The organism is Pseudomonas sp. KD5 (assembly GCF_012932895.1).
Taxonomy (GTDB): Bacteria; Pseudomonadota; Gammaproteobacteria; order Pseudomonadales; family Pseudomonadaceae; genus Aquipseudomonas.
In genome coordinates this window covers 17,632-32,169 of sequence record NZ_JDWJ01000014.1, presented here as the reverse complement: position 1 = coordinate 32,169, position 14,538 = coordinate 17,632, and the positions used below count along the sequence as shown (strand labels likewise).

Genomic DNA, 14,538 nt, shown 5'->3' with positions numbered 1-14,538 from the left:
CCAACGGCGAACGTCTGCATTTGGCTGTGGATTCAACCGGTCGATGCAACAGATTGGCTAAATCGTTCAGCAGTCGCATTCGACAGGCGAACTTCTGAGCGCCTCGCTTAGATATGCAGCCAAGCCAGCGAGCCCAACATGACGCCAACACCCGCGGCCCCAAACGAGATCCGCTTGAGCCATTCCTTACGCGTCAGCAAGGTAATGGCCGCCAGTGAAATTGCTATTTGAATCGCTGTCATTGCCTGGGCCCAGCGGTGATGCTGATGCAACGCCTGCTCTGACTTCTCGTCCCACTCCCTTGCCCGTTGTTCGAATGCTTCAGCCTTCTTGCGCGCCTCCTCCTTCTGTTCCCCGTACCGCCGCGCCTCAGCAACATAATGGGCGGAATCCAGCCCTGGGAGATGGCTTGCCAGATCCGACAGGTTCTGCCGGCTGGACTTGGCCTGGTAGTAACTCCACTCGTTGGCTGCTTCGGTTTTCTGGATGGCGGCGTTGTTTTTGTCCATGGCCGCCTCATTCTCCGTTGAGCCGGCCTGATAGCTCATCAGGGCGCCGACGGTCGCCATGATGGCTGTCATCACCGCAATCTTGCTGGCAAAGCTGTCGCCTTGTGCATGCGCATGATGGGTGGTGTGCTCAATGTGTTGCTCGTGTGGGCTGGGGACTTCGAACTCTTCAGGCATGGGTGTCGATCTTGGAGGCGTTAGTGGAGATGGACAGCATTATGAATTGTCCCTGATTCTTTGGACACAATTGACTGGCAGCCAGTAATCGGTTGCAGACTATTCTTGATCTGGGTAACCAACCGGTCGCACCGAAGGAGGTCACTCGTTTATGCACTGTGCCCTTTTTGAAATCCGCCGCGGTTCGATCTGATGCATGAAGGCAAATCGATCTGCGCCGTCATCGAGTTCCGATGAACTACCGGCCTGGGGCACGGCCCCAGGCACTTTTGTCTGACACCCTGAAACGGAGACGCCAGCATGAGCACCTTGCAACTTCACCCTGCACTGGACAATGGCATCCAACCCGCCGCCGCGAATTTCACAGGTGGCACCCTGCAATGCCTGTGTGCGACCGACAAGGTCGAGGTCAAGATCGACGCACAAACTTTGTATAACCACGCGTGCGGCTGCAGCAAATGCTGGAAACCCAAAAACGCGACATTCGCCGTTATCGCCGTGGTGCCTCGAGATAAGGTCAGCGTCATTGCCCACGGCGAAAAACTGGAGATTGTCGACGAATCCGCCACCATCCAACGCCACGCCTGCAAGCAGTGTCACGCCCATCTCTTTGGGCGCATCGAGAACAAGGACCATGCGTTTTATGGCCTGGACTTCGTCCACACCGAGCTTTCGCCACAGCGCGGATGGGCTGCGCCGGGATTTGCGGCGTTCGTGTCCTCCATCATCGAAACCGGCACGCCGCCAGCGCAAATGAAGGCTATCCGCGAGCGCTTGCGATCGATCGGCCTGGAACCCTATGACTGCCTGTCCCCGGAGTTGATGGACGCAATGGCGACCCATGTCGCCAGACAGAAAGGCCTGCTCCCCGCCGCCTGATTGATCGGTCGCCGCGGTTTCTTTTCCGGACCGCGGTCCGATTCACCAGTTCTGTGGGAGCGGGCTTGCCGGATCGCCGGACCGCGGCAATGGCTTCACCGCAAGCACACCGGTCTTTCCCCAAGCAACTACCGGCGCCAGCATCAGGGCTCTGCTGGCCGCAGATAGGGCTCGATAAAGCCGCAGCCAAGGATCTCGTTCAGGCGTTGCGCATCGTTCATTCGGCGAAACAGTCCAATAGTCTTCCATGGCGCGTGACCATCGACATTGGGCGCTCCCAATCCGGCCAACAGGTCGGCGATCAGTATTGATCGGGTCTCGAAAGAGATGCGTGTCAGCCCGGTACTGTTGCCGACGCCGGCATGGGCATGAGCCCCGGAAAAGGCGATCAGGCTCCCCGGAGCGATATCGACGGCAATCCCCTCCCGCGGGTCGATCGCTTCCAACAGATGTGGAATGGCTTCGTCGGCATCCACGGCATTGCGGCCGTCTCGATGGGATCGCTGCAAAATGGCGCGCATATCGAAATTTGCGCTCGAGTTACCCAGCGGTCGCTGCCAGAGGCCTGGATACAAGGCGACGGTACGCCCTGCCGCGATGGGATAGATGGGCGCCCACCAGTTGGTTTGTGCATAGATATTCGACCCCCAGGTATCGCGGTGAAACGCGATGGTGGCCGTCGTGCGGGCACGCGGTGTCGACTGCTCTGGCTCGCAATGTGGCTGAAAACGCAAATGCAGGCGATCGCACGCCAGGGTATCGGGGGCGATGCCAAGGCTTTGCACGACGTCCTGCCAGCGCTGCTGGACCTCAGCCGAGCCTGCGAAGTCGTTCTGAATTTTCGCAAAGCGCTCAGTCTGCTCAGGGTGGCTCAAATGGCGATGGATCTGTTGCGGCGACCACGGATGCAGCGCGTCTTCGAGGAACGCACGCGTATATTCCACCAGGGCCTTCATGGGCTGCAGGTCAGTGAAGCGAATGATCTCGCCAGCATAGATCCGGTCATGCAATTGGCGAGCGGTGCTCGGTATGACAAGCGAGCTGTACATGACTGGAAGTCCCCTGAGGATGCGCCCCCTGACTTTAGATCCACGCCGAGTGTGGCGAAAGTGGCAGGTGAGGCGAAAAAGCGCGGATCAGGCCCTGGGGACGTGAGCAACAGGCGACCTTCAAGCCATGAATGGGACGCTTATGACAGTTCTTGGCAGGCAGTTAACAGCCAGAAGCCGACACTAGATAGCAAACCTCAAAGAGACCAAACAATGAGGTCGTCGGCTATTTAAGCCGCGGTGTCCTAGAACTTTTCTCTTTTTATCGGTCTATGTGGACAGGCACATCCTCGGTAAGCGCGACCTCGCAGGCTTCCCGCAGTCAGATAGCCACACGTCCATTGTCAATCAGAGGTTGTCTTCGCTCATGAAATTCCATGACCCACGGATGGTGCTCTTCGGCCTGTTCGCGTTCGCGGCAGTGGGCTCCGCATCAGCAACACAAATGAAGACCTCAACCCCTGTTTTCGCAACTGAAGTGGCAGCCGTTCAGGCTCCGGTCGAGGCCGCCGGCAACCCTTGGCCAACCTTGGCCAGTATGGCTGGCAAACAGCCTGGCCCCTTGCTGGCCCATGACGACCGATACTGGCATGACGGCCGTTGGCACGATCGTAGAGACGATTGGCGCCGAGACGAATGGCGTAGAGAACAGTGGCGCAGAGAGCAAGCCCGTCGAGAAGCTGAACGCCATCGTTATTGGGAGCGCCACGATGATCGGCCCATGCGGCACCGCTACGAGGACGATCACCGCTACTATCGTCGCTAGCCTGGGAATAGAGGTCGATGACGCCTTGGGAATGGCGGAACAGACGGAAGTCTGACAATTGATGTGACGCGACGGTCGAAGCTGGACCGCCGCCGACCCGCCAGAAGACACTCAGAAACTCATCCGTGTACCAGATAGGCTCCCAACGGAACCCGATGCCGTAGCTTCTTGCATTTACCGGGTGGGGGCTGATGCCCGGGCGGGCGATCAGGAAACCAGATTCGGCATTTACCCGGAGGCGGCCAATGGCCGCGGGGAATCTCAACTTCATCGTACGTGGGCGCTGGCTCGACGGAAGCCGATTGCAATTCTCCTTCGGGCATTTTGCGAGCGAAGTTGCCAGCATCGCGCCCAGTATTCGGAGCGGCTTGTTCAGCAGCGGCCATTTCTGCTTCGCGGAGCCTTTGAGCCTCCTCCTCGAGCCCCTTCTGTACTGCAACCTGGTCCTCTTTGGCGTTGGGTGAGGTGCTCGATGCGTTGGCCTGCTGCGCCGCCTGGATCAATTGGAAGTTGCGGTTGCGTAACGCTACGTTGCTGCCAACCCTCATGTTCGAGCGCACCGCCAACGTTTCAGCCTGCTGATACTGCCCCTGCTGAAGACGCAACACACCGAGATAATGCAGTGTCGCTGGATTGTTCGGCTGGATATGCAGGGCACGCTCCAGCGTGGCAGCGGCTTGGTCCAACTGGCCATTTCCATACTGCCGCGAGGCGGTTTCGATCAGGGTGGTTGATGCGCTGTTACTTTGCGAAGTCGCCCTTCGCTCGGCAGCAACCGAACAAAGCGACGCGACGGCGCAGAACGCCAGGATGAGACCCGGTAGAAAATTTTTAGTTGGCATCAGGGGTGGACTCGGCTGATCTCGGACGGCACTGTCATAAAACAGGCCACCAGCGCTGCTCGGTATCTGCGATACAGGGCCCCCATTGACCTGGCCTGTACCCTGAAGTTCCCGCAGCTACAGCCACTGCGGACGGCGTGGAATCCGCAGGTCACCGCAACCGGTATCATTTTTTCCTGAAATTTTAAGCTGGTATCATTCAAGCACTGACAAACCGAGCAAAAAATATGAATCGCCGTAAAAAAATAAATCAGCTGTTAAAGGCTAACGCCAAAAAGGCCAGTGCCAAACTGGCTCCGAAAAGCAAGACTAAATACATTAGTAAAGCTGACCGATTGAAGCTGGCGGCTGAAGCCAGTCAGGACTCAATCATTTCCGCTGAGAGCTGATTTACGTAACCCTCGCGACTGATAGCTTCCAACCCAGAGCGCTCATCCCTGCCCAACCGATCTGACAGATTGCGCGGGCGCCAAAACTGCTACAGCGGTTTTTTTGTTGAGCTGCAGCAGTTCCCTTAGCACGAGTTTACAAACTTTCTTCTTTGTAGGATGACTGAAGAAACTCTGCTATCAGCGATGTGATCTGCTGCTGAATCACCCCACGTGAGCGACCGCCGTCGCCATCCAGGCAAATGATGCCATCGCCTGGTACATCGTCTTCGAGCAGTTTCTGCGCGCCAGGTTTGCACATCGACAAGAAGCTGAAATGGCTTGCGTCGCTGATTTCGACGTAACGGCTTGTCGCCGCAGGCAAGCGTTTGGCCAGGTTGGCAGACTCCAACTCAGCAGGAAGCTCGCGCGACGGTACGCCGGCAGCGATCACCAGGGCTGGTACCGGCAGCGCGGCCAGGCTTTCATCGGTCAGGCCCCGTGAAAGGCCAATGTCCAATGTAACCACAGCAGTGACGCGTTTATCGCGCAAATCGGCGGCCAACGCGGCCTTTGATTTTGAGGTGCTTGCAGGGTTTATCGTTTCGTAGACGGTGCAACTCGCTAACTGCGGGTGGGCTTTGCAGTCAAGGGCGAAGCGGTCTGGATCGAAACGAGCACCGGCGATCTCCAGGGCGGTCCAGCCGCCGAGTGAATGGCCCACTACTGCAATTCGGTCATTGGCGACCAAGCCGAATTTTTCTGGTTGAGTCGTAACCCTATCAATGACTCGGCGCAAATCAACGGGCCGCTGCCATAACTGCGCCGCTGCTTGAGGGCTACGGTCATGAGTGGTGGTGCCAGGGTGATTGATTGCGGCGACGATGTAACCCCTATGGGCCAGGGCACTGGCAAGCCAGATCTGGTTGCTCCAGTTCCCCCTGTATCCGTGGGAGAGCACCAACAAGGGATGCTTGCCAGCAGCGGGCGGCGCGTTACGAACGGCAGAAGCACCGACAAACACCACATCATCGCCGATCAATTGCGTGGCGGCGGTAGTTGCACTGGGGTACCAAACGGCCATCTCCAGTGAGCGGTCACTGTTCGAGTCCGTCAGTGTGGAAGATTGGAAGCCGACAGGGTTCTCGTCAGCGAGTGCGAGAGTAGTCAGACAGGTCAACAACAGGACGCCGAAAGCTATTTTCAATGTCGTTTCTTCCTTGATTAGACAAATGCATGGCAACCTGAACCCGCCGCCAGGCGAATCCACCTTCGTACGGAGTCGAAGCTAACGTGGCTGCATAGTGAGCACGGACATTAAAGCCCACGATCGAACCGCCGGGCATAACTTACATCGTTAACTCTGTTCGCGGTCTTTTAGAGAGAAGGCTGAGCGTCCGCTTTCCCGCGTGTCTTGCCCAGTGAAAGGCAGTCACCACCCGCTAAGCATCCTGCAATTTCTCACGCAGAAACTCGATAAACCGTTGGGTTTTCGCCGGTAACAGTCGCGTCTCGGTGAGGGCATAAACCGAGACGGGCGAAGCCTGCCATAGCGGCAAGACTCTGCGCAGCGTGCCATCGGCGAGGTCTTGCAAAACGATGCCTTCGGCCAGTAACGCGACACCCTGATCCAGCGTCGCCAGACGTCGAATCATCCCCACGCTGTTGAGCTCGAATCGACCGCCCACCTCAACCTCCTCCTGCCCTTCACTGCTGGAAAGTACCCAGCGCTCAGCACGGGTTCCGCGCAGACGCAGACATTCGTGGTGAGTCAGGTCCGAGGGCTGGACGGGATCGCCGTACTGTTCGAGATAACGGGGTGAGGCGTAAAGACCGCGGCGCAAACTGGCGAGCTTGCGGGCGATCAGGTTCGAGTTCGCGAGTTCCCCCATGCGGATGACCACGTCAATCGGCTCACTCACCAGATCAACCTGACGCGGGGTCAGATCGAGCTCGAAGCTGATGCCGGGATACAGCCGGGCAAACTCCGCTATCAGCGGCGCCAGGTAGATATTGGCGAAATCCACCGGCAAAGAGGCCCGCAGTACACCGCTGGGGCGGGCCAGCATTTCGCCGAGCTGCTCGTGCGCAAGCCGGGCTTCTTCGACGATGCGTTTGCAGCGATCGAAGTACAACTGCCCCGCTTCGGTCAGCTCGATCTTGCGCGTGGTGCGATGCAAAAGCCTGAGCCCGATTTCTTTCTCCAGGCCACTTATCCGTCGCGACAGCGTCGAGTTCGGCATGCCCATCGCCTCGGCCGCACGGCGGAAACTGCGCGCCTTCACAACCTCGACGAACAGCGCCATGTCGTTGAGAAACTCCAAAGCTATTGCTCCATAAGTGGATCAGTCATTTCGATTTTACCCGGTTTATCCCGGATTCGGATTGATCAATGATAGCCCCATGCCGCAACCCTACCGCCAGGAGCATCATCATGACGTATGAAAAATTCAGTGCCGACAATGCCGCCCTGCTGTTGATCGATCACCAGGTGGGAACGATGGGTTGGGTGAAATCCATCCCGTTCGAAGAACTTAAACGCAACGCGCTGATGCTCGCCAAAGCGGCCAGCATTCTGAAATTGCCGGTGGTGCTGACTTCCAGCATGGAAGGAGTGTAATGGCCGATGACATCGCCCTGCGGCGGATGGATAAAGGCGGCGTGACGCTGACCACCACCAACCAGCTGATCGCAGAACTCGCCGGAAGCTGGGCTACGCCGCAAGGTGGGCAGTTGGTGCAAGTGCTGATGGAAGCACTTCAAGGCTAAAGATTGGGTGCAATCCCTGTGGGAGCAGCGCACCGCCGCTCCCACAGGAATGAGTCGCTACATCTCAACCTGCGTACCCAGCTCGATCACACGATTGAGCGGCAAATTGAAGTATTTGAGATTGCTGTTGGCGTTCTTCAGCAAGAACGCGAACAGGGTCTCGCGCCAACGGGCCATGCCGATACGCTTGGTCGGGACGACCGTCTCGCGGCTGAGGAAATAGGTGGTGCGCATCGGGCTGAAATCCAGCTCTTTCAAATGACACAGACTCAACGCCAGCGGCACATCGGGCTCCTCTATAAAGCCGAAGTGCAGACTGACCCGGAAGAACCCTTCGCCAAAAGACTCGATCTCGAACCGCTGATCCGCAGGCACACGCGGGCGGTCTTCAGACACCACGGTGAGCAACACCACCTGCTCGTGCAGCACCTGGTTGTGCAACAGGTTGTGCAACAGCGCATGGGGAACTGCATCGGATCTGGCCGTCAGAAATACCGCGGTACCTTGCACTCGATGGGGTGGTTGCGCGCCGATGCTGCTGATGAACAACGGCAGCGGCAGAGCGGTTTCGTCCAGTCGCTCGACAATGATCTTGCGGCCGCGCTTCCAGGTGGTCATCAAAATGAACAGGGCAATACCGGCGATTACCGGGAACGCACCGCCCTGGAAGATCTTCGATATGTTGGCGGCGAAGTACAGGCTGTCGACCACGAGAAAACCCAACAGCATCGGAATCGCCAGCCAGCGCGGTGTTTTCCACAGCAGCAGGACCACGGCCGAGGACAGGATGGTCGTGATCAACATGGTCCCCGTCACCGCCACGCCATACGCCGCCGCCAGCGCACTGGACGACTCGAAGCCGATGACCAGCAACACGACGCCGACCATCAGCGCCCAGTTCACGAGGCCGATGTAAATCTGCCCCTGCTCCTGACTGGAGGTGTGCTGGATAAACATACGCGGCACGTAACCCAGCTGAATGGCCTGGCGAGTCAGTGAGAACGCCCCGGAAATCACCGCCTGGGAGGCGATGATGGTGGCCAGCGTCGACAACGCGACCATCGGCAGCAGCGCCCAGTCGGGTGCCAATAGATAGAATGGGTTGCGTACCGCTTCCGGGTTTCCGAGGATCAACGCACCCTGGCCAAAGTAATTGAGCACCAGGCCAGGCAGCACCAGCATGAACCAGGCGCGGGCAATCGGTTTGCGACCGAAATGGCCCATGTCGGCATACAGCGCTTCAGCACCGGTCAATGCCAATACCACGGCGCCCAGAATGGCGATGCCAATCCCCGGATGAACCACGAAGAATCGCACCGCCCAAGCAGGATTGAGCGCTTGCAGCACTTCCGGGCGTTGCAGAATGCCGTATGTACCGAGAATGCCCAACACCACGAACCACAGCACCATGACCGGGCCGAACAGGATGCCGATACGCGCCGTGCCATGTTTCTGGATCAGGAAAAGTGCTACCAGAACGATAACGGACAGCGGAACGACCCAATGCCCGATGCCCTCGAACGCAAGTTGTAGACCTTCAACCGCGGAGAGCACCGAAATGGCCGGGGTGATCATGCTGTCCCCGTAAAACAGTGCCGCGCCAAACAGCCCGAGCAACACCAGGTTCCGGCTCATTTTCGGATACGGCGCCGAGGCCCGGCGTGCCAGTGCCGTCAAGGCCATGATGCCGCCCTCGCCCTGGTTGTTGGCACGCAGGATAAACAGCACGTACTTGATCGAGACGACCCAGATCAGCGACCAGAAAATCAACGACAGAATGCCCAGTACACCGTCCTGATTGGCCTGGACGCCATAGTGGCCGGCGAACACTTCCTTGAGGGTGTAAAGCGGGCTGGTACCAATGTCCCCATAAACCACGCCGACCGCGGCGACAAGCAAGCCCACTCCTGATGTTTTGGCGTGGGAGTTTTCATGGGCGGGGATCGCTGTTTCGCTCACGGGTAGCTTCTCTGAGATTGAAGGAAATAAATGGCATGCCACCTTCGAGCAAGAGGGTTTGCGGGGCTACCGGGTAAACATTGGAACTCAGCCATGAAACCCCACGGCTTGATAATGAGATTAGTCCATGGGTGTCATGCCGTTCGTTCAGGCGACCTGGAGAGTTTTGCAGGCCTGTCGACGATCAAAAAAACGCGGCAAGTATCCTCGCAGGGGAAAACACCTACCGTAAAGAAAGCGTAAAAATGTACGGACAGCAGCGAGCGAATTTCGATCAAGTTTCTTGTGCGCGACCAAAAATTGTCCTTAATTAGAGGCAAGGTTCTGTCCGGGACCTGGCCACATCGCTATATCCTGTATTTCAACCCGAATCACCTGAATCGAGTGCCAAGGCACCACCAGCATGGAGTTTGCGAATGAGCCAAGGGCCTGTCCATGACGACGACACCGCTATTGGAGCTACCTGTACACCCTCAGAAGGTAGCGAGCAAACCTCCCCGTCCCTTCACGACCTGGGGTTGAGCGATGTCCTTGAGGCACTGCCCGAGGCCATCTACACCACTGATGCCAAGGGTCTGATCACCTTTTACAACCGTGCAGCGGTGGCGCTGTGGGGAGTGACCCCGGCGCTTGGGGAGAGCACCTTTTGCGGCTCCTGGAAGCTCTATTGGCCTGACGGCACGCCGCTGCCCCACAATGAATGCCCCATGTCCATGGCATTGAAGGAACAGCGTCCTGTCAGAGGGCTTGAAGCCATCGCCGAACGTCCGGATGGCACACGCGTTCGTTTTCTGGCGTGCCCCTCGCCGATATTCGATGCAGAAGGCGGCCTGATAGGCGCCGTTAACATGCTGATCGATCTGACCGACCAGACCGTTGCCGATGAGGCCGCGCTGATCCATGACGCGCTGGTCGAATCGTCCGCCGACGCGATCATCGCCAAAGACCTGAACGGCACGATTACCAACTGGAACGCTGGCGCCCAGCGACTCTTCGGTTACACGGCCGAGGAAGCGGTCGGCCAACCCATTGACATGCTCATCCCCCTGGATCGGCGGGATGAGGAACCCGGCATTTTGGCGCGCATCCGTCGAGGCGAGCGCATCGAACACTACGAGACCCTCCGGCGGCGCAAAGACGGCAGCCTGGTCGAGATCTCTCTCGCCGTCTCCCCCATCAGAAATCGGCAAGGCCGTATTGTCGGAGCGGCCAAAATCGCTCGCGATATCACCGAGCGACGACAGGCGGAAGAACAAAAGAGCCTGCTCATCAGAGAGATGGATCACCGGGTGAAAAACCTGTTTACCCTGGCGAACAGCGTGGTCTCACTGAGCGCCCGTTCGGCAACGACCCCCGGTGAACTCGCCTCCGCCGTTTGCGCACGGCTGAACGCATTGGCGCGAGCCCATACCCTGACCATACCGCACGGTTTGAGTAACGAGCAGCCAACGACATTGCATGCCCTCATACAAACCATTCTCGCGCCTTATGCCGATGGCGGGGATAACAGCCAGCCACGCGCCTTCGTGACCGGCCCTGACATAACGATTGACGGTGCATCAGTCACCAGCTTCGCTCTGCTGTTGCATGAGTTTGCAACCAACGCCGCGAAATATGGGGCGCTCTCTTTGCCTGAAGGGCTTTTGGATATTGCCTGTAGCGAGAGTGAGGAGGTGTTCACCGTGGTCTGGAGCGAAAGGAATGGCCCGCTCATTGACCGGGAACCCGACAGCACCGGTTTCGGCACCCTTCTCGCCAAAGCGACCGTGCATGGCCAGCTTCACGGCGAAATCCGCCGTGACTGGAAGCGCGAGGGGCTGACCATCACCGTAGCGTTTCCCACCCGTAACATAAGCGGCCAGTAGAGGGTTGGCTCCAGGTGGTGCGAAGCGATTCGCACCTACTTTGCCGTCCCGCCGCCAGGTTTATAGAACAGAAACTTCCGGGTCTCGCCCGTCTTGATGTACTCCTTCGCCCAGTCGGGTTTCACCGTTCTGTCGTGGAAATACAAGGCACCGTGGGTGCGGTCCGTAAGTTGCTTGTTGAGTGCCTTGCGCGCGATCTCCTTGGCGATGGCATATTCGTCGTCTTCCTTTACCTGATCCGCACGCCCGTCGCACCACCAGGAAAACTGGCAGGCATGCTTTTCGGAACCTTGCTTGACCACGGCGCACACCGTATCCGGAAAACCTTCGTGCCCGAGTCGGTTCATGACCACGCTGGCGACGCCTTCCATGTCGGCAGCAGTCACCCCTTTGGCTTCCCAGTAGATACTGCGTGCAAGACACGTAATGGCATCCTCCAGCGGCGCGACTCCCGCCGGATCGACCGCCTGCGCTTCGGAGGGGGTGATGACCTCGGATTTGGGCACCGGAACTTCGCTGCCCTTCTCTGCTGCTTTCTGCTCCAGAACCTGCGCCTTTTCTTCGGCCACTTCCTTTTTTTGCTCCTGGTCGGTCGCCCACACCTGGCTGCACAGAAGGATGCTTGCGAAGCAGGTGGCTACCGCTTTGAATCGCATGTTCCGACCCTTCTGATTGAAACCTTCGTGAGCAACGAAACGATCGCAGACCTGGGTTGATTGTAGTAGCCGCAATTCATACCGACAGGCAGGCAATAAACTGCATTTGGATGCGAAAAGGCATTGCATCCGGAGGGGTGTATTCGCGCATCATGGGAGGGGGGCGTTCTCAATTAGTTTCCCCGCCGCGCCGGGTCTGCTGTTGTGCAGGGCAAGGCGCGAGAAGCGTGGTTTGGTCATTCCAAATAAGCTTCGAGCAACGCAGCCCTGCACAACAGCAGGCCCGGCCCTTCGGGTTGTGCCTTAAAGCGGGCCAGGCTGCGTTGCAGGCCTTGGAAAGGGAACAACCATTCCCAGCGGCCTGCGCCTTGCCTGGCCCGCTTTAAGGCGACAACGCGGCGGGGAAACTAATTGAGAACGCCCCCCTAGTCCGTTCAAGGGAGATTTTCATGCGCAGCCTGTCATCCGTTTTGCATCTTGGCGTGTTGTCATTCGGGTTGGTGTTCAGCGTCATCGCATCGGCGGCCGATGAACAACAGCTGGTAGAGTCGATCAACGTTTACCGCAGCCAGGTACAGCGCTGTGCCGGACAGGCGTCTTCGGAGTTACCACCGCTGGCCAGCGATCCGCGCTTGGTGCTGTCCGCCAACAGCATCGGTGACCTGCAGCAGGCACTGGCCCGCGCGGCGTATCCGATGGTTAATGTGCAGGCGATCAGCTTGTCCGGCCCGCGTGATGCGCCCGCCGCGATGAAGGCGATTCAGGAGAGCTTCTGCCGGGTGGTGCTGGACCCGCAATTTGTCGATATCGGTGTCAGCCGGGAGGGCCGCGAGTGGCGCATCGTGCTGGCGCGCCCGCTGTTGACGGGGCGCTTGGGCGATTGGCAGGCGGAGGGACAGAAACTCCTTGAAGCGATGAACAGCGCCCGCACGCAAGCGCGCCAGTGCGGTGCCCAATCCTTCGCCGCCACCACGCCGCTGGCCTGGAACGCCACGCTCGGGTCAGCCGCCGAAACCCACAGCCGGGCCATGGCCAACCAAAACTTTTTCGATCACAAGGACCGCGACGGCCGCACGCCGGGTGATCGGGCTGAACTGGCGGGTTACGCCGGCCAGCAGGTCGGTGAGAACATCGCTGCCGGGCAGGACACGGTGCGCAAGGTAGTCGATGGCTGGCTGGCCAGCCCGGGGCATTGCGCCAACCTGATGAACCCACAATTTCGCGAATTGGGTGCAGCCTATGCGGTGGACCCGAAGAGTGACGCAGGTATTTACTGGACGGCGATGTTTGGCACGCCGTAAAGGCCTGAATAATCCGTTGAAAAAGGAATCGTCATTTGAATAAGGCCCCCTCTTCGACCGTCGGGCAGGCGCTGTCGAAGCCTGAGGCGATCAGCCTGCGGGAAGCGTTTCTGTTCTGGCTGAAGCTCGGCTTCATCAGCTTCGGCGGGCCGGCCGGACAGATCTCGATCATGCATCAGGAGTTGGTGGAGCGCCGACGCTGGATCTCGGAACGGCGCTTTCTGCACGCCCTCAATTACTGCATGTTGCTGCCCGGGCCGGAGGCTCAGCAACTGGCGACCTACATCGGTTGGCTGATGCACCGCACGTGGGGCGGCCTGATTGCCGGCGGGCTCTTTGTGTTGCCGTCGCTGTTCATCCTGATCGGGCTGTCGTGGGTGTACATCGCCTTTGGCGAAGTGCCGGCGGTGGCCGGACTTTTTTATGGGATCAAGCCGGCCGTGACCGCGATTGTGGTGCAGGCGGCCCACCGGATCGGCTCACGGGCATTGAAGAACAACTGGCTGTGGGGCATCGCCGCGGCGTCGTTCACCGCCATCTTCGTGTTCAATGTACCGTTCCCGTTGATTGTGCTGGGCGCCGCGATCATCGGTTACTTCGGCGGCCGCCTGGCACCTGAACGATTCAGGACCGGAGGTCACAGCGCAGCGAAAAAGTCCTTCGGCCCGGCGTTGATCGATGACGACACCCCGACGCCCGAACACGCGCGTTTCAGCAGTTTCAAATTGCTGCGCCTGTCGTTGGTGGGTGCGGTCTTGTGGGGGCTGCCGATGGGGGGTCTCACCGCCCTGTTCGGCTGGGACGGCACCCTGACCCAGATGGGCTGGTTCTTTACCAAAGCGGCGTTGCTGACATTCGGTGGCGCGTATGCCGTGCTGCCATATGTGTATCAGGGCGCTGTCGGCCACTATGGCTGGCTGACACCCACGCAAATGATCGATGGCCTGGCGCTCGGCGAAACCACCCCCGGGCCGCTGATCATGGTGGTGGCCTTCGTCGGTTTTGTCGGCGCCTATGTTCATCAGGTGTTCGGCCCGGATCAACTGTTCCTGGCCGGCGCCCTCGCCGCCACATTGGTCACCTGGTTCACCTTCTTGCCGTCGTTCCTGTTCATCCTCGCCGGCGGCCCGTTGGTGGAGTCGACGCACAACGAACTCAGGCTTACCGCCCCCCTGACCGCGATCACCGCGGCGGTGGTTGGCGTGATCCTCAACCTGGCATGCTTCTTCGGCTATCACGTGCTCTGGCCCAAGGGCTTCAGTGGCCAACTCGACTGGCCTTCGGCGCTGATCGCCATTGCAGCGGCCATCGCCTTGTTCCGCTTCAAGCGGGGGGTGATCGAGGTACTGATGGGCTGCGGGTTGATCGGGTTGGCGGTGCATCTGCTGCGCTAACGCG

Annotated in this window: 13 protein-coding genes and 1 pseudogene; 7 read left to right on the top strand and 7 right to left on the bottom strand. The window is 58.9% G+C overall.

Annotated elements, in window-relative coordinates; genetic code table 11:
- Positions 1 to 107: 107 nt before the first annotated feature.
- Positions 108 to 686 (bottom strand): DUF4337 domain-containing protein, encoded by a 579-nt coding sequence (locus AF70_RS25790; protein WP_019579485.1) that lies wholly within the window; start codon positions 684 to 686, stop codon positions 108 to 110.
- A 300-nt stretch (positions 687 to 986) separates the two neighbouring features.
- Here AF70_RS25790 and gfa point away from each other — a divergent pair, with 300 nt between their 5' ends.
- Positions 987 to 1,565, top strand: coding sequence for an S-(hydroxymethyl)glutathione synthase (gene gfa, locus AF70_RS25785; protein ID WP_019579486.1), 579 nt, complete (start codon positions 987 to 989; stop codon positions 1,563 to 1,565).
- 143 nt (positions 1,566 to 1,708) lie between these two features.
- Here the strand turns inward: gfa and AF70_RS25780 are convergent, their stop codons facing one another.
- On the bottom strand, positions 1,709 to 2,614 hold the full coding sequence (locus AF70_RS25780) for a hypothetical protein (protein WP_028940204.1): 906 nt from the start codon (positions 2,612 to 2,614) through the stop codon (positions 1,709 to 1,711).
- Positions 2,615 to 2,981: 367 nt separating this feature from the next.
- Between AF70_RS25780 and AF70_RS29920 the strand changes: the two genes are divergently transcribed.
- Positions 2,982 to 3,380, top strand: a complete 399-nt coding sequence (locus AF70_RS29920; RefSeq protein WP_231380587.1) for a hypothetical protein — start codon at positions 2,982 to 2,984, stop codon at positions 3,378 to 3,380.
- Between the two features lie 119 nt (positions 3,381 to 3,499).
- On the opposite strand, the gene AF70_RS25770 is transcribed toward AF70_RS29920, so the two are convergent.
- Complete coding sequence (locus AF70_RS25770) at positions 3,500 to 4,222, bottom strand: tetratricopeptide repeat protein (protein ID WP_028940202.1); 723 nt, start codon at positions 4,220 to 4,222, stop codon at positions 3,500 to 3,502.
- 227 nt (positions 4,223 to 4,449) lie between these two features.
- On the opposite strand from AF70_RS25770, the gene AF70_RS25765 reads away from it, so the two are divergent.
- Positions 4,450 to 4,611, top strand: a complete 162-nt coding sequence (locus AF70_RS25765; protein WP_007942091.1) for a DUF2986 domain-containing protein — start codon at positions 4,450 to 4,452, stop codon at positions 4,609 to 4,611.
- Positions 4,612 to 4,747: 136 nt separating this feature from the next.
- Here the strand turns inward: AF70_RS25765 and AF70_RS25760 are convergent, their stop codons facing one another.
- Together AF70_RS25760 and AF70_RS25755 are read right to left on the bottom strand one after the other, a co-directional pair.
- Positions 4,748 to 5,797, bottom strand: a complete 1,050-nt coding sequence (locus AF70_RS25760) for an alpha/beta fold hydrolase (protein WP_028940201.1) — start codon at positions 5,795 to 5,797, stop codon at positions 4,748 to 4,750.
- Positions 5,798 to 6,032: 235 nt separating this feature from the next.
- The gene (locus AF70_RS25755) at positions 6,033 to 6,914 is read right to left on the bottom strand and encodes a LysR family transcriptional regulator (protein ID WP_019579491.1); all 882 of its coding nucleotides are present in this window, start codon (positions 6,912 to 6,914) and stop codon (positions 6,033 to 6,035) included.
- 110 nt (positions 6,915 to 7,024) lie between these two features.
- On the opposite strand from AF70_RS25755, the pseudogene AF70_RS25750 reads away from it, so the two are divergent.
- Positions 7,025 to 7,359: pseudogene (locus AF70_RS25750) on the top strand (hypothetical protein).
- 57 nt (positions 7,360 to 7,416) lie between these two features.
- Here AF70_RS25750 and AF70_RS25745 read toward each other — a convergent pair.
- On the bottom strand, positions 7,417 to 9,318 hold the full coding sequence (locus AF70_RS25745; protein WP_050438308.1) for a potassium transporter Kup: 1,902 nt from the start codon (positions 9,316 to 9,318) through the stop codon (positions 7,417 to 7,419).
- 518 nt (positions 9,319 to 9,836) lie between these two features.
- On the opposite strand from AF70_RS25745, the gene AF70_RS25740 reads away from it, so the two are divergent.
- Positions 9,837 to 11,183, top strand: coding sequence for a PAS domain S-box protein (locus tag AF70_RS25740; protein ID WP_028940199.1), 1,347 nt, complete (start codon positions 9,837 to 9,839; stop codon positions 11,181 to 11,183).
- Between the two features lie 35 nt (positions 11,184 to 11,218).
- On the opposite strand, the gene AF70_RS25735 is transcribed toward AF70_RS25740, so the two are convergent.
- Positions 11,219 to 11,839: a cell wall hydrolase gene (locus tag AF70_RS25735; RefSeq protein WP_028940198.1), complete on the bottom strand. Its 621-nt coding sequence runs from the start codon at positions 11,837 to 11,839 to the stop codon at positions 11,219 to 11,221.
- A gap of 449 nt (positions 11,840 to 12,288) precedes the next feature.
- On the opposite strand from AF70_RS25735, the gene AF70_RS25730 reads away from it, so the two are divergent.
- The gene (locus AF70_RS25730) at positions 12,289 to 13,140 is read left to right on the top strand and encodes a CAP domain-containing protein (RefSeq protein WP_028940197.1); all 852 of its coding nucleotides are present in this window, start codon (positions 12,289 to 12,291) and stop codon (positions 13,138 to 13,140) included.
- A 35-nt stretch (positions 13,141 to 13,175) separates the two neighbouring features.
- Positions 13,176 to 14,534, top strand: a complete 1,359-nt coding sequence (gene chrA / locus AF70_RS25725; RefSeq protein WP_028940196.1) for a chromate efflux transporter — start codon at positions 13,176 to 13,178, stop codon at positions 14,532 to 14,534.
- Positions 14,535 to 14,538: the final 4 nt, after the last annotated feature.

Bases quoted from the DNA above. Each gene is read 5' to 3' on its own strand.
- gfa (WP_019579486.1), top strand. From the start codon at position 987: ATGAGCACCTTGCAACTTCACCCTGCACTGGACAATGGCATCCAACCC.
- AF70_RS29920 (WP_231380587.1), top strand. From the start codon at position 2,982: ATGAAATTCCATGACCCACGGATGGTGCTCTTCGGCCTGTTCGCGTTC.
- AF70_RS25735 (WP_028940198.1), bottom strand. From the start codon at position 11,839: ATGCGATTCAAAGCGGTAGCCACCTGCTTCGCAAGCATCCTTCTGTGC.
- AF70_RS25780 (WP_028940204.1), bottom strand. From the start codon at position 2,614: ATGTACAGCTCGCTTGTCATACCGAGCACCGCTCGCCAATTGCATGAC.
- AF70_RS25790 (WP_019579485.1), bottom strand. From the start codon at position 686: ATGCCTGAAGAGTTCGAAGTCCCCAGCCCACACGAGCAACACATTGAG.
- AF70_RS25770 (WP_028940202.1), bottom strand. From the start codon at position 4,222: ATGCCAACTAAAAATTTTCTACCGGGTCTCATCCTGGCGTTCTGCGCC.
- AF70_RS25730 (WP_028940197.1), top strand. From the start codon at position 12,289: ATGCGCAGCCTGTCATCCGTTTTGCATCTTGGCGTGTTGTCATTCGGG.
- AF70_RS25765 (WP_007942091.1), top strand. From the start codon at position 4,450: ATGAATCGCCGTAAAAAAATAAATCAGCTGTTAAAGGCTAACGCCAAA.